Annotated in this window: 14 protein-coding genes; 5 read left to right on the forward strand and 9 right to left on the reverse strand. The window is 51.2% G+C overall.

Features of this window, described 5'->3' with window-relative positions; translation table 11 throughout:
• Nucleotides 1-26: 26 nt before the first annotated feature.
• Genes T325_RS06170 through T325_RS06185 form a run of 4 tightly spaced genes read left to right on the forward strand, consistent with a single transcriptional unit; the run spans nucleotide 27 to nucleotide 3,736 of the window.
• A complete protein-coding gene (locus tag T325_RS06170; RefSeq protein ID WP_036911438.1) occupies nucleotides 27-980 on the forward strand; it encodes a methylenetetrahydrofolate reductase in 954 nt (317 codons plus the stop codon).
• Complete coding sequence (locus tag T325_RS06175) at nucleotides 977-2,089, forward strand: DNA polymerase III subunit (protein ID WP_036911440.1); 1,113 nt, start codon at nucleotides 977-979, stop codon at nucleotides 2,087-2,089. Before T325_RS06170 ends, T325_RS06175 begins: the two co-directional genes overlap by 4 nt.
• A gap of 29 nt (nucleotides 2,090-2,118) precedes the next feature.
• A complete protein-coding gene (locus T325_RS06180; protein ID WP_051949749.1) occupies nucleotides 2,119-3,282 on the forward strand; it encodes a PSP1 domain-containing protein in 1,164 nt (387 codons plus the stop codon).
• Nucleotides 3,272-3,736, forward strand: coding sequence for a gliding motility lipoprotein GldH (locus T325_RS06185; RefSeq protein ID WP_036911442.1), 465 nt, complete (start codon nucleotides 3,272-3,274; stop codon nucleotides 3,734-3,736). Before T325_RS06180 ends, T325_RS06185 begins: the two co-directional genes overlap by 11 nt.
• A gap of 5 nt (nucleotides 3,737-3,741) precedes the next feature.
• Here T325_RS06185 and rodA read toward each other — a convergent pair whose 3' ends face one another.
• The 9 genes from rodA to T325_RS06230 form a co-directional block, all read right to left on the reverse strand.
• Nucleotides 3,742-5,214, reverse strand: coding sequence for a rod shape-determining protein RodA (gene rodA / locus T325_RS06190; protein ID WP_036911444.1), 1,473 nt, complete (start codon nucleotides 5,212-5,214; stop codon nucleotides 3,742-3,744).
• On the reverse strand, nucleotides 5,195-7,048 hold the full coding sequence (gene mrdA / locus T325_RS06195; RefSeq protein ID WP_036911446.1) for a penicillin-binding protein 2: 1,854 nt from the start codon (nucleotides 7,046-7,048) through the stop codon (nucleotides 5,195-5,197). The genes rodA and mrdA overlap by 20 nt, the downstream gene beginning before the upstream one ends.
• Nucleotides 7,045-7,545 carry a rod shape-determining protein MreD gene (mreD, locus tag T325_RS06200; RefSeq protein WP_036911448.1) on the reverse strand — a complete coding sequence of 167 codons (501 nt, stop codon included), beginning with the start codon at nucleotides 7,543-7,545 and terminating at the stop codon, nucleotides 7,045-7,047. The genes mrdA and mreD overlap by 4 nt, the downstream gene beginning before the upstream one ends.
• Nucleotides 7,546-7,560: 15 nt before the next feature.
• Nucleotides 7,561-8,427, reverse strand: coding sequence for a rod shape-determining protein MreC (gene mreC / locus T325_RS06205; protein ID WP_036911451.1), 867 nt, complete (start codon nucleotides 8,425-8,427; stop codon nucleotides 7,561-7,563).
• A gap of 12 nt (nucleotides 8,428-8,439) precedes the next feature.
• Nucleotides 8,440-9,462, reverse strand: a complete 1,023-nt coding sequence (locus T325_RS06210) for a rod shape-determining protein (RefSeq protein WP_036911452.1) — start codon at nucleotides 9,460-9,462, stop codon at nucleotides 8,440-8,442.
• Between the two features lie 15 nt (nucleotides 9,463-9,477).
• Nucleotides 9,478-10,071 carry an IMP cyclohydrolase gene (locus tag T325_RS06215; protein WP_036911453.1) on the reverse strand — a complete coding sequence of 198 codons (594 nt, stop codon included), beginning with the start codon at nucleotides 10,069-10,071 and terminating at the stop codon, nucleotides 9,478-9,480.
• Nucleotides 10,072-10,196: 125 nt separating this feature from the next.
• The gene (gene rhaM / locus T325_RS06220; protein ID WP_036911455.1) at nucleotides 10,197-10,514 is read right to left on the reverse strand and encodes an L-rhamnose mutarotase; all 318 of its coding nucleotides are present in this window, start codon (nucleotides 10,512-10,514) and stop codon (nucleotides 10,197-10,199) included.
• A 28-nt stretch (nucleotides 10,515-10,542) separates the two neighbouring features.
• Entirely contained in the window at nucleotides 10,543-11,721 is a 1,179-nt protein-coding gene (locus T325_RS06225; protein ID WP_036911457.1) for a rhamnogalacturonan acetylesterase, read from the reverse strand.
• Nucleotides 11,722-12,067: 346 nt separating this feature from the next.
• The gene (locus T325_RS06230; RefSeq protein ID WP_036911458.1) at nucleotides 12,068-14,035 is read right to left on the reverse strand and encodes a glycoside hydrolase family 97 protein; all 1,968 of its coding nucleotides are present in this window, start codon (nucleotides 14,033-14,035) and stop codon (nucleotides 12,068-12,070) included.
• A gap of 181 nt (nucleotides 14,036-14,216) precedes the next feature.
• On the opposite strand from T325_RS06230, the gene T325_RS06235 reads away from it, so the two are divergent.
• Nucleotides 14,217-15,188: an aldo/keto reductase gene (locus T325_RS06235; RefSeq protein ID WP_036911459.1), complete on the forward strand. Its 972-nt coding sequence runs from the start codon at nucleotides 14,217-14,219 to the stop codon at nucleotides 15,186-15,188.
• Nucleotides 15,189-15,238 lie beyond the last annotated feature (50 nt).

Below are 15,238 nucleotides of genomic sequence, written 5' to 3' on the forward strand. Positions count from 1 at the left end.
ATTTTTTATTATCTTTGCAGCCAATTATGAGTGTTACTGAGTTTATTCACCAAGATAAGAGCTGCAGGCGGTTCTCTATAGAGGTACTGCCGCCGCTGAAGGGGACGGGTACGGAAAAGCTGTTTGCCGATATCGACAAGATGCTGGAGCTGAATCCTGCCTATATCAACATTACGACCCACCACTCGGAATATGTATACAAAGAGTTGGACAACGGGCAGTTTGAACGTCAGCGCATCCGCCGACGCCCTGGAACGGTGGCCATTGCCGCTGCCATACAACAGCGATACAACATCCCCGTTCAGCCCCACGTGATATGCAGCGGCTCTACGATTGAGGAGATAGAATACGAATTACTCGACCTGCAGTTCCTTGGCATCAGCGACGTGCTGCTGCTGCGTGGCGACAAAGCGAAGGAAGACAGTCGCTTTGTGCCCACACCAGGCGGGCATGCCCACACCACAGAACTGATGAAGCAGGTGAAGCGGTTCAACGAGGGCTTTTTTGCCGACGGCACACCCATCAAACGCCCAGGCAAACCCTTTGCCTATGGCGTGGCCTGCTATCCCGAGAAGCACGAGGAGGCGCCCAACCTGGAGATGGACATGCAGTATCTGAAAGAGAAGCAAGAGCTGGGTGCACAATATGCAGTGACACAGTTGTTCTACGACAACGAGAAATACTTCGCCTTTGTCGAGAAAGCACGACAGATGGGTATCACCATTCCCATTATCCCTGGCATCAAGCCCTTTGCCAAACTTGCTCAGCTGACGGTTGTACCAAAGACCTTCCATTGTGACATTCCTGAGGCACTGGCCAAGGAGGTGGTGAAGTGCAAGACTGATGAAGATGCCCGTCAACTAGGCATAGAATGGACCACAGCTCAGTGCAAGGAACTGTATGGCCACGGGGTGAACAATATTCACTTCTACACCGTATCGGCTGTAGATTCTGTTATTGAAGTAGCAAAGAGACTATGACATTTGATGAGGTGATAGGACAACAGGAAGCCAAGGAACGGCTGATGCAGATGGTGAAAGAAGACCGTCTGCCTCATGCACTGATGCTCTGCGGGCCCATGGGTAGCGGAAAGATGGCGCTGGCAACAGCCTTCGCATGTCAGCTGCTCGACAACGGCACGCCATCAGCCAAGGCCATGTTGCAGAAGCTGGAACATCCTGACCTACATTTCACCTACCCCACCATCAAATTGCCCTCGATGAGTACTGACCACAAGCCCGTAAGCGACGACTTTGCTAAAGAGTGGCACGAGATGATATCTCAGACACCCTACTTCACCATGGACGAGTGGATGAAGATGATGGAAGGCGAGAACCAGCAGGCCATCATTACCGCAGGCGAGAGTGACAACCTGGTGAAGAAACTGAGTCTGAAGTCGAGTCAGGGAGGCTACAAAGTCAGCGTTATCTGGCTGCCCGAGCGTATGAACATAGAGTGCGCCAACAAATTGCTGAAGCTGATAGAGGAGCCACCACAGCAGACGGTGTTCATCATGGTGAGCGAGGAACCCGACAAACTGCTGGAGACCATACGTAGCCGTGTGCAGCGCATTGACATCAAGCGTACCAATGAGGCTGATATCAGAAATGCACTGATAGAGCGCAGAGGGGTGAGCGAAGAAGAGGCTCATCGCATCAGTCGCAGAGCCAACGGAAACTGGCTGAAGGCATTGGAGGAGTTGCAGGTGAATTCGGAAAACGAACTGTTCCTCGACCTCTATATCATGCTTATGAGACTGGCTTACCAGCGCAAGATAAAGGAGTTGAGGAGATGGAGCGAGCAGCTGGCCAATATGGGACGAGAGAAACAGAAACGCTGGTTGACCTACTTTCTGACAATGACGCGAGAGAACTTCATGTACAACTTCCAGCAAGAGGAACTGAACTACATGACGCAAAAAGAAGAGGACTTCGCACGCAACTTCGCTCGATTCGTTAACGAAAAGAATATCCTGCCTATCAGCGACCTGGCTAATCTGGCTATTCGCGACATCGGGCAGAACGCAAACGCGAAGATTGTATTCTTCGACCTTGCACTACAGATGATAGTCCTGCTTTTGCAAAAGTAAGAAAAGACAAGATAATAAACAATAAAGATATGACTGACAATACAAAGGAACATACCATCATGATAGGATGCGACCGAGGCTTGTGCCATCAGGCTGTTGGACGACAGGACAGGCAGTTGAACACATACGACTGGCTGGCTGACGTACCAGGCAACGTGGACACCACCGATCTGGTAGAAGTGCAGTTCAAGCACACCCGCAAGGGATACTACCACAACGTGAACAACCTGGACCTGAAGAAGGGTGATGTGGTGGCAGTAGAAGCAAGTCCTGGACACGATATAGGCGTAGTTACGCTCACTGGACGTCTGGTAAAACTTCAGTTAAAAAAGGCCAACATCAAGTCGCCCGACGACATTAAGCGCGTATACCGTATAGCCCGTGAGACCGACATGCAGAAGTTCCAAGAGGCGAAAGCCCGCGAGCACTCAACGATGATAGAGAGCCGCAAGATAGCCAAAGGTCTGGGACTCGATATGAAGATTGGCGACGTGGAGTATCAGGGCGATGGTAACAAGGCCATATTCTACTATATAGCCGATGAGCGCGTTGACTTCCGCCAACTAATCAAGGATTTGGCAGCAGCATTCCATGTTCGCATTGAGATGAAACAGATTGGTGCCCGTCAGGAAGCTGGACGTATTGGCGGTACCGGTCCTTGCGGACGTGAGCTATGTTGCGCCACATGGATGAAGAACTTTACTACGGTAAGCACTAACGCAGCCCGATTCCAAGACATCTCGCTGAACCCTCAGAAGCTGGCAGGTATGTGCGCCAAACTGAAATGCTGTCTTAACTACGAAGTAGACGACTACGTAGAGGCAGGCAAGAGATTACCTGGTAAAGAGATTACCCTGCACACAATGGATGCCGAATACCATTTGTTTAAGAGCGACATCCTGGCAGGACTCGTCACCTACTCTACCGATAAGAACATAGCAGCAAATCTCGAGACCATCAGTGCCGAGAGGGCCAAAGAGGTTATCGAGATGAATCGCAACGGTGAGAAGCCCGAATCACTGAACGAGAACGGCAAGAAGTCAGTAGAAGAGAAACCCAACATCGACTTGGCAGGAGGCGACATCAGCCGCTTTGACAAGGCTAAGAAAAAGAAAAAGAAGAAACCCGCCAACCGTGGTGGCAATGGTGGCAATAACAAGCCTAACAATGCCAAGAAACAGCATGCGGAATAAAATAGCCACACTATTACTGCTTATCATCACACTGGGGATGGTCTCGTGTGATGATAAGACGGTATATCATCACTATGAGCATGTACCAGGCTATGTATGGGAGAAGAACGACACGCTGACATTCTCCATACCGCCTGTGGCTGAAGAAGGCACCTATCAGGAGCAACTGGAAATGCGCATCAACGGCGATTACCCCTTCCTGAGTCTGACCATGTTGGTCGACGAGCATATACTGCCATTGGGAGGCTCTCACCGCTATGCCTACACCTGCGAGCTGATGGACAAATACGGCACACCGCTAGGTGAAGGCGTAAGCTACTACCAATATCGTTTCGACATGAACGAACTTAACCTGAACAAAGGCGACTCATTGGTAGTCTACATTGTTCACAATATGAAACGCGAGTTGATTCCGGGTATTTCCGATGTCGGCTTGCGCCTGCGTAGGAAATAATAAGGTTAGCGATACGCCATATTCCGGCTGGAATCGATACGAAGGAAGATGAACAGCAAGAATGTGAAGCCCCACAACGACGAGCCACCATAACTGAAGAACGGTAAAGGAATACCGATTACAGGAGTAAGCCCCAGTACCATACCGACATTGATGAACACATGGAACAAAAAGATGCTAACTACACAATAGCCATAGACACGTCCGAAACGACGGGGCTGACGCTCTGCCAGATGAATAAGTCTTAGTATCAATGCCAGGAAAAGCAACAACACACCTGCAGAACCCACGAAACCTTCTTCCTCACCAACGGTACAGAATATGAAGTCGGTATCCTGCTCAGGCACGTACTTGAGCTTTGTCTGTGTGCCATTCAGGAAGCCTTTACCCTCCAAGCCGCCTGAACCAATGGCTATCTCACTCTGATGTACGTTATAACCAGCGCCCTTCAGGTCTTCCTCCAAACCAAGCAGCACATTGATACGAACACGCTGGTGGGGCTCAAGTACATGGTTCAGGCCATAGTCAGCCAGATTATAGAACAAGAGCGACCCTAAGGCGAATAGCGAAATCCAAAGGTAATTACGCACACGTGTAATCAGGAAGCGCCAAAGCAGATAGCCTATGAGTATAATACACAAGCCCAGTTCTATATAAGAGATATCGAAGGGAATGATGACAAGGGTGAAAAGAACAATCAAGGCAGTGATACCGATACTTATAAGTGCCAATCGGACAGCCTCACGACGATCGTTGTGATAAACATAGAGCAGTCCACATGAGAAAAGCTGAATCATGAGCAGCACCACAAACTTACCCACCGACGTGGGAGTATAGAAGAACATGGTATCGGCAAAACGGATGCCCACCACGAAATAGACCACCATAGCCACACCGGTAAACAGGATACTACCTGGCATGCCCTCACGGTAGAACATCAGGAAGAACGACAGATAGACCAGGGCAGAACCCGTTTCACGCTGCAAGACGATAAATAGCATGGGCAACAACACGATGGCCAGCGTAGGTGCAAAATATTTCCATTTTTGGATGGAATAGCCATAAGTGCTCATAAACTTAGCCAAGGCCAAGGCCGTGGCAAACTTAGCAAACTCTGCGGGTTGCAGGCGCAAGGGACCTAACACCAGCCAAGAGCGCGATCCCTTAATGCTATGCGGATTGAAGATGGTGGCAAAAAGCAGAAGCAGCATACCGCCAAAGATGATATAGGCAAACATGTCAAGATAGCGGTCGTCAAGCATCAAGATGACGAAGCCCAAAACAATAGAGGTTCCTATCCACACAATCTGCATGCCGGAGCGTGAATCCAGACTGAAGAGGTCGGTCTCACCATAAGTATAACTGGCTCCACATACGCTGAACCACCCAAAGGTCAGCAGGGCAATATAGATGATTATCGTCCAGTAGTCGAGTGAGCGGATGACACCTTTCTGATTTTTATCTGTCGGTTGTACCATAAGCGATGCGACGTTCCTGAATATTCTTTGCTCTGGCCTCAGAGGCTTCAGAGAGTTTACCTTTTATATATTGTTCCATGATGAGACCTCCGATGGGCACACCATAGGTGGCACCCCATCCGCCATTCTCCACATATACGGCTACAGCGATCTTGGGGTTATCCATCGGCGCAAATCCCATAAACACAGAGTGGTCGTGACCTCGGTTCTGAGCCGTACCCGTCTTACCACAGGCCATAAAGTCGTACTTGCCCAGTTCGTGACAGGTACCACCGAGCACAGACGAGCGCATACCCTGAACCACATAGTCGTAAGCCTGACGTGAAGCCTTTGTATAGTGTTTGCGGGTAAAGAGCGTATCAAGAGGTTCCCCCTGCACTTTACGAACAACATGAGGTACGTAGTAATAGCCACGATTGGCAATGGTAGCACCAAGATTGGCTATCTGAAGCGGGGTGGCATTCACCTCACCCTGTCCGATGGCGATAGAGATGACGGTCAAGCCATTCCAAGAACCCTTATAAGCTTTATCATAGAACTGGGCGTTGGGAATCAGTCCTCGTTTCTCACCAGGCAGGTCGATACCCAGACGATAGCCAAAGCCCATCGACACCATATAGTCACGCCATGTGTTCATGGCGTTCTGTACAGAGCCGTACTTAGATATGTTCGTATTAATCATGTGGTATAGTCCCCAGCAGAAGTAACCATTGCACGAGGTGCTCAAGGCGGGCACCAATGCCAGCGGAGCTGCGTGGCTATGACAACCTACGTGCAAGCCTTTAAAGTTGAAGCCATGACCACAGGGATACATTGTCGACGCAGTGATGATACCTTCAGTCATAAAGGTCAGTCCCTGCGTGGTCTTGAAGGTAGAACCCGGGGGATACTGTCCCATGATACTACGATTGAGCAGAGGCTTCCACACATCCTGAGTAAGCAAGCGATGGTTCTTAGAACGCAGGCGTCCTACCATCATACGCGGATCATAGGAGGGCGACGACACCATACAGAGCACTTCGCCCGTAGAGGGATCGATAGCCACGATACTACCTATCTTGCCTTCCATGAGACGCTCGCCCAGTTTCTGCAGCTCAAGGTCGATACCTAACGTGAGGTTCTTACCGGGATGAGCACGCTGATCGAATTCGCCATTCATATAACGGCCCTGGATACGACCATGGGCATCGCGTAGGAGTATCTGCACGCCTTTCTCGCCACGAAGCTGTTTCTCGTAATAACGCTCTATTCCTAATTTACCGATATAGTCACCAGGCTGATAGTACTCATCCTCCTCGATATCGGCGGGCGACACTTCTGCCACATCGCCCAGCACATGAGCGGCTACAGGATATTGGTACTGGCGCACACTGCGTTTCTGCACATAAAAGCCCGGGAAACGGTACATCTTCTCCTGAAAGACGCTGAAGTCCTTATCACTCAGCTGACTCATGAAGAGCTGCTGCGTAAAACGCGAGTAGCCGGGATTCTTATTACGGTCCTTCATGGTAGTCATTCGGCGGTCGAACTCTTCTTTCGTAATGCCCAGCGACTGGCAGAAGTCAAGGGTATCAAGACGCCCCTTGGCCTCGTTCATCACCACCATGATATCATAAGAAGGCTGATTGTAGACCATCAGTTTGCCGTTTCTGTCAAGGATGGCTCCACGCGAGGGATACTCTATCTTTTTCAGAAAGGCGTTAGAGTCGGCACTCTTCTTATAGTCATCGCTCGTTATCTGGAGCATGAACAGACGGATGATATAGATGACCACTATCAGGATAGCCACCCCACCAATCACATAGCGCCGGTACTCAAGATCGTAGTCTTTCACTTCGAACGAACAGTTTCAATAGCCATCAACAGAATCCAAGTCAGGACGATACTGGCCAGAATACGCTCCATCCATACGAGCCAGTCGAAAAAGGAGAAGGCCTCGAGTGTGAAGAACACCAGACAGTATATAGCCGTAATCACGCCACTCAGAAATGAGAACTTGCCATAAGAGAGTGTCTTGGCGGAAGTCTTCAGGTCGTCAGCGGAATCACGCGGCACCAAGCGTTCCAGGATGTAGGGCTGGAGAAGTGCCACCAACGTCATACTACCTGCGGCCAGTCCAGGCGTGCTGGAGAATATATCAACAACCAAGCCAAGAACGAAACTCGACACCAGCATAATCCACTTGGGAAAACCACGGCGGAATGTGATGACGTAATAAACATAAAGCAGAGGCGTGGCTACGTCAAACAGGTGTACATGGTTCAGGATGAGCACCTGAGCCAGGAACAAAGCCCCGAACATGACCAAACGGTTGAGTAATTCTATTGCCATCTGCTGATTCTGTTTTTATCGCTGTTTCATATTAATCGAGTCGCGGGCTGCCTGCATCAAAGCGGCACGCTCGGCAATGCTCTTGTCACTAATCACACACACATCACGCACACAACTGAAGTCGGTACTCAGGCGTACTTTCAGCTTGTACGACAAGCCGTCGCTCGAGTTATAGGCTTGCTCTATCTGCCCTACCAGGACACCTGAAGGGAAGATGGATGAGAAGCCGCTGGTTTCTATCCACTCGCCCAACTTGAACTTGGCATGACGAGGCACATCCTCTACATAAGCCACTGAAGGGTCGCCACCATACCAATGCAGATAGCCGAAATAGCCTCGGCCACGGATGGCACAGCTGATACGTGAAGAAGAGGCGTTAAGCGCAGGAATCACCACAGAGTAATGATCGGAGACGAGGTAGACCACGCCAACGATGCCACTACCACAGGCCACGCCCATATCAACCTCTACCCCGTCGGCACTTCCCTTATCGATGGTCATCAGGTTTTCAGCCTTATGAACGGTATTATCAACCACCTTGGCAGGAATGAGCTGATACTGACTGAGGAACTGGAGTTCCTGACGTTCCATCACCGTAGTGTCTTTGGTGAGGTCGGTATACAGGCGGCGTAACTGGCTCACCTGGCGTTCCAGATAGAAATTGCGCGTGGCAAGCTCTTCGTTTACTCTTGAAAGCGAGAAATGATGAAGCACTCCACTCTCCCACTGGTTCACCTTGCCTACCACCACATTGGCCGACGAAAGCCACACACTGCCCTGATAGCTGTTGTACTGAAACAACAGAACACCACTGGCCACTTCCAACAAAATGAAAACGAACCAGTGATGATAGTTTCTCAGGAAATCCAGCAGGTTGCGCATTTCCTCTTTCTATTATCTCATCAAGAACGAGAAGCGGTCTACATTCTTCAGAGCGATACCCGCACCCTTAGCAACACTGTGGAGGGGATCCTCAGGCACATGGAACTCAATGTGCATCTTGTCGGTAAGACGCTTGTCGAGGCCACGCAGCAGAGCGCCGCCACCAGTCAGGTAGATACCATTCTGAACGATATCGGCATACAGCTCAGGAGGAGTGCTCTCAAGGGCCGACAATACAGCAGTCTCGATGCGCGAGATGGTCTTGTCGAGACAGTGTGCAATCTCCTGATAGCATACAGGCACCTCCATAGGCAGGGCCGTGATGCGGTTAGGTCCGTGTACGACGAAGTCCTCAGGTGCATCCTCGCCGAGATCGGTAAGTGCCGAACCTACGGCAATCTTGATACGCTCGGCCATACGCTCGCTGACCTTGACGTTATGCTGGCGATACATATACTCCTGGATATCAGCAGTCAGATCGTCGCCAGCAGTACGGATAGAGTTATTCGAAACGATACCTCCCAGAGAAATCACGGCAATCTCGGTAGAACCGCCACCGATATCCACAATCATGTTTCCTTCAGGAGCCTCGACGTCGATACCAATACCAATAGCTGCGGCCATCGGCTCGAAAATCAGATATACGTCACGACCATCGGCATGCTCTGCAGAGTCACGAACGGCACGCAGTTCCACCTCAGTAGATCCTGAGGGCACACCAATCACCATGCGCAGCGAGGGCGAGAACAGGCGACTGCCTGTATGCACCATCTTAATGAGTCCGCGCATCATCTGCTCACAGGCAGAGAAGTCGGCAATCACGCCATCGCGCAACGGACGGATGGTACGGATGTTCTCGTGTGTCTTCTCATACATCATCTTCGCCTCGTTACCGACAGCAATCATCTTGTCGGTCCGGCGATCCAGTGCAACGACAGAGGGCTCATCTACCACAATCTTATCATCACTGATAATGATTGTATTGGCAGTACCCAGGTCCATTGCAATCTCTTGCACAAAACTAAAAAATCCCATTATATTCTTTCTTTATTATTTCACAAACCAGCTGTGGATAGCAGTATCGTAGTGAGAGCTTACGCCGAAGGCACGGGCAGCGAACATACGGCGGTCTTCAATATCAGTCTGAGCGCCCTTCTTGTTCAGGATGTCGAGCAGCACGCCATATTCAGCCTTGCTAGGCACGATGACTACATCCTTGAAGTTCTTGGCACCGGCACGAATCAGAGAGATACCGCCGATATCGATCTTCTCGATGATGTCAGCCTCAGAAGCGCCGCTGGCCACCGTCTGCTCGAAAGGATAGAGGTCAACGATCACCAGGTCAATCTCAGGAATCTCATACTGCTTCATCTGAGCAATATCGCCCTCGTTCTCACGACGAGCCAGGATACCGCCGAACACCTTTGGATGGAGCGTCTTCACGCGTCCGCCGAGGATTGAGGGATATGTGGTCACGTCCTCTACCTTCTGGCACTCATAGCCCAGTGATTCGATAAACTGCTGGGTACCGCCAGTAGAGAGGAATTTCACACCTTCATCATTCAACTTCTTGAGGAGTTCGTCGAGCCCGTCTTTGTGGAATACAGACACCAAAGCGGTCTTAATTTTCTTAGTTTCAGCCATTTCTATTATTTATAACGTTATAAAATTCTAATTCGGGCACAAAGGTACAAAAAGAAAACGGATTAATCTCTTTTTTCCCAAAGAAAATGCGATTAATCCGTGTTAAAAGTAAGAAATGTCAATCCCTAGTCCAGATGGAACACCTCTTGTATGGGTACTGTGACGGGCGAATTATCGGGATTCACCTCCATGATGTCGGCCATCATGTCCCACCATTTCTGGGTGATGGGGTCCACGTTCTCCGTGTCCTGCGAGTTTCCCTCGCCTTCGCACTCCTGATAGCCGAACAGGATGTTCGTATCCTTATCCCAATAAATGCTGTAGTTACTTACGCCTCCGTCCTTGATCATCTTCACCAACTCGGGCCAGATAGCGGCATGGCGCTTCTCGTACTCTTTCTCACAACCTGGTTTCAGGTACATCTTAAATGCAAATCTTTTCATAAGTTTTCTATTATTGATAATATCTTTCCTAATTTCCGTCTGGTTTCGTCAGGCTGCTGCCTGTAGACATGTGCCACACAAAGGCGTCAGCATCGTCGGGCTGCTGAGGATCGAAGTCCTGCCAGTCGCTACGCAGGCACGCCGCCAAGGGGCAACCTATCTGTTTCAGCCCCATCACCACCATCTTGGCCACCTCCCAGGCACCGAAGGGGTTGAAGTGGGTATTATCGGCCAAAGGCTGGTTCTGGTCTGGGAACGTGTTGGCAGGATAGTGTACCAGCGAGCGTTTCGAGCCCTCCTCGCCCAGCGCCTCATAGAAGGCCGTCGACATACGGGTCAGGTCTATCACAGGCACAGCCTCGCGCCCAGCCACCGTCTTCATGGCCTCCGGATAATCGCCGTGGGTGTTCTGTATCGTCTTGTGGTCAGGATTGAAGAATCTTCGCGCCGTTGGCGTACAGAAGATGATATGTCCGCCAGCAGCCCTCACGCGATCGGCGAATATCTTCAGGTTACGGGAATAGGAATACCAGGCGCCGTCGCCGGGCTTCTTCTCCTTCTCGTCGTTATGGCCGAACTCCACGATAACGTAGTCGCCCTGCTTCAGCTGCGACAGAATCTTATCGAGGCGCAACTGAGCCAGGAAGGTGGTACACGACAGTCCGCTCTCGGCATAGTTGGCCACGGCCACCTCGGGGGTAAACCAGCGGGTAATCATCTGTCCCCACGAAGCCCAAGGCTCGTTCTCCTGATCCACCACCGTCGAGTTGCCACAGAGAAACACCGTGGTCACATCGTTGGCAGGCTCTATCCTGATGCGCTGCACAGCAGGAGCAGGACCGCAGAACGACAGGCTGAGCGAGTCGTCCCAATTCTTATATGTCAGTTCGCGAGGCTTCAGCTTCACCACCCTGTCGCCCTCGATGAGCGGCTGGTGCTTGTTCACCACGAAGGTCACCTCCTGAAACCTGCCTTTCCTCGTTGTCACCACATCCGTATAGTGGCGTCGCGACTCAGCACGCACCACCGTCTGGGCAGCCCTTTTCTTCGAACCCAGCGTCACGGTGACGCGATAGTTACCGTCTGGCACAGCCACAGCATAGCTGAAGGGAGCGCTGCCCGCCCTGTTGAGCACCGTGTCAACCACCGTCTGTGCCTGAACACATGTGGCAGCCAACAGCGCCACACTCACTAACATCTTCCTCATTTGTTTTTTGATCTGTTTGTTTCGATTTGCTTGCAAAGGTAGTGCAAATCAACGAGAATACCAAATAATTAGGAGACTTTTAGAAATGTCGGCTTCTGCTTTGGTAAAACAATAAGACAAACAACCTCGTGAGAATTGTGTCTTTACGAGCAAGCCGCCCTTCAGCCGCAAATACGCGAGTTTTGAGCCGTTTCCGTAAGTCATTGAGAACGTGAACGAAACCCAAAAAGCGCCTCCCGCTGCTCTAGAATGAGCCAGCTGAGAGGCACTTTTTCAGGTATGTTTTATTGACATTCTACAAAACGAGAAGCCATACAGTCTTATATAGACTGATATAGAAAAACTATTATTCTGCGAGGATGATGCCGCCCATGGGCTGGATGGTTACCTTGGCCTCACCGTTGGCATTAACCTTCAGGGTCTTGAGCTCTGAAGCAGGAAGAATCTCGCCCTTCTTCTGCGGCTTGTCAGTATAGTAGCGGACGGTCTTGCCTGCCAGCATGGGGAGCTGCAGGGTAAGCGTCTTCTTCTCCTGAGTACCATTCAGGCCTGCCACATACCAGCGGTCGCCTGTACGACGGGCCATCACAACATACTTAGTAGGATAGCCGTCGATGAACTGGCTCTCCTCCCAGGTGGTAGGAATCTCACGCAAGAAGTCAAGTTCGAACTGAGGCAGCTCCTCAAGGTTGTTAGGATAGATAGCCACGCAGTTCACGCTGGTCTGGATGACGATGGCCGATGCCATCTCGAACACATCGCTGGTATAGCGCTGGTGGCGGCTCTTGTTGTCGCGGCTCAGGTGGTGGTTCATCATCACACCGCCCCAGTCGGCAGCAGCCACGGCATTACGGCTGAAGGGGTACATGGTGAGTTCGAAGCCCTCTTTCTTGGCGTGATACTCTGTGAAGAACACGTTCTCTGAAGCCAGGAAGGCCTCGCTGGCCACGAAGTTAGGATACATACGCTCCCAACCGCGAGGCAGGGTACATCCGTGGAAGATGACCTGCAGCTGATGACGGTTGGCGTCAGCCAGAATATCCTCGTAGAGCTGCATCATGGGCTGCTTGTCGCTACCGAAGAAGTCGACCTTGATACCAGCCACGCCAATCTTCTCCATCCACGACATCTCGCGTTCACGAGCGATGGCGCTGTTCATACCATCGTGAGGTCCCTGAGGCGCATCGTTCCATGTGCCGTTGGAGTTGTACCACAGCAACAGACGGACGCCCTTGCTCTGAGCATACTTTGAAAGCTCCTCTACACGGTCGCGACCAATCTGCGTGTCCCAAAGGGCATCGACCAGACAGTACTCATAGCCCATCTGGGCAGCCACGTCGATCATCTTCACCTGATCCTCATAGATGGTAGAGTTATCCTGCCAGATGAGCCAGCCCCATGTATAACGGCCAGGGCGGTAGTCGGTCTTGGCTTCATAGAGAGGCTCTACGACATCATAAGAGATGGTGGTCTCGACGATAGGCTCGAGCGTAGAAGCCACGGTGAGGGTGCGCCAAGGGGTAGAGCCAGGCAGAGAGATGGCAGCACCATCGCCACCCATGCCCTTCATCTCCTTCGGATTGGGGAAGGCGATCGTGTAACCCCTACCCTGCTCATAGTCGCTCAGGTGGCAACCTACGTATTTTCCGTTAGTACCCGTCTCGCTGACCTGTACCCAGCCGTCGTTGCCAATATGGAACAGACAGGGGAAGGTATATCCTTCGCCAAAGGCAGAAGGAGTGTTGAGGGCTGCGTCGGGAGTATATTCCTCTTCGTATGAAGGCTTGGTCTGGGCAAAGCCGACCATGGGTTTGCTCTGGGGACAGATAAAGCTGGTGGCTGTCTCAGGGAAATTGAAGCCTGTGGTCTCGCCCTGGACCACAGCCGTGCGTACATCCCTGCGCTTAGCCTGCTTCAGCGTATAACGGAAGGCGATATCATTGTTTGAAACGAGGAAAGTAACCTCGAGTGGCAGACCGTCGGCATTCTCGAGCTGAACGTCGAGCTGGTTGGCCACAAAGTGCGATGTTGCTGTTTTGGTACGTGTCATGGTGTAGGTCTTGTCTACACTGCCCTGCTTGCTGTCTTTCAGTTTCAGGCCCTGCGAGAAATCACCGATATCGGCTTTCAGTCCAAGGGCAGAAGGCGTCAGCATGGCCTTACCGTCATAACTGACCGTATAGAAGGCCTGTCCGTCCTTACAGTCGATGCTGACCTGCAGTTTCCCGTCTGGAGATGACACACTTGTCGTCTGCGCCATAGCGGTGAGGGCAGACACGAATAATAATCCTAGTGATAATAACTTTTTATTCATAATTTAGCATTAAATAATAAATCCTGATAGCTGTTTTCGATTTTCGCCTGCAAATTTATATAAAATTCCTCAGATTCTCTAACGTTTCTTCATTTTTATACCTTACTTTTTCCTATTGTACTTGCAAATATCGATATTTTCCACTATATTTGCAGCAATTTAGCAATACCAGACAAAGACAATGAAAGAAATGTATTTGGCGGACAAGAACCGCTACGACAACGGAATGGAGTATAAGCGCTGCGGGCGCTCTGGTGTTTTACTGCCTAAGGTGAGCCTCGGCTTCTGGCATAACTTCGGAAGCGTAGACCCCTACGAACGCAGCCGTGAGATAACCCACTATGCCTTCGACCATGGCATCACGCACTTCGACCTGGCCAACAACTACGGCCCAGTATACGGCTCGGCAGAGGAGACCATGGGACGACTGATGGACGAGGACTTCCGCCCCTATCGCGACGAGCTCTTCATCTCGTCGAAGGCAGGCTACGACATGTGGCCCGGCCCTTATGGCAACTGGGGCAGCAGAAAGTATCTCATGGCGTCGCTCGACCAGAGTCTGAAGCGCATGAAGATAGACTATGTAGACCTATTCTACAGCCATCGCTACGACCCAGAGACCCCATTGGAAGAGACGCTGCAGGCTCTCGTCGATATCGTGCGCCAGGGCAAGGCGCTCTATATCGGCATCTCACGCTGGCCACTGGAGGCCACACGCTTTGCAGCCAAATATCTTCGTGAGCGCGACGTGCCCCTGCTGATTTATCAGGGCCGTCTTAATCTGCTCGATCGTGAGCCTCAGGAAGAGGGCATCCTTGACCTCTGCGCTGAAGAGGGTATTGGCTTCATCTCGTTCTCGCCCTTGGCACAAGGCCTGCTGACAGACCGCTACCTAAATGGCATTCCCAAGGATAGCCGCATGTCGAAAGGACAGTTCCTGACAGAAGACATGCTGACACCCGAGCTACTGGAAAAGCTGCACCAGTATAACGATGTGGCAGAGAGTCGCGGTGAGACGCTGGCAGAGATGGCCCTGGCCTGGATTCTGAACCAGAAAGCCGTCACCTCTGTGCTGGTAGGTGCCAGCAGCACCGCCCAGCTCGAAAAGAACCTGCGCTGCGTCAGTGCCGCTCCCTTCGACGAAGAGCTGTAAGAAAATCCTTAAAAAGGTCATAAAACGAAAAGCCCTGCGGCCTCATCTCG

The sequence above is a fragment of the Prevotella sp. FD3004 genome (assembly GCF_000746155.1).
Taxonomy (GTDB): domain Bacteria; phylum Bacteroidota; class Bacteroidia; order Bacteroidales; family Bacteroidaceae; genus Prevotella.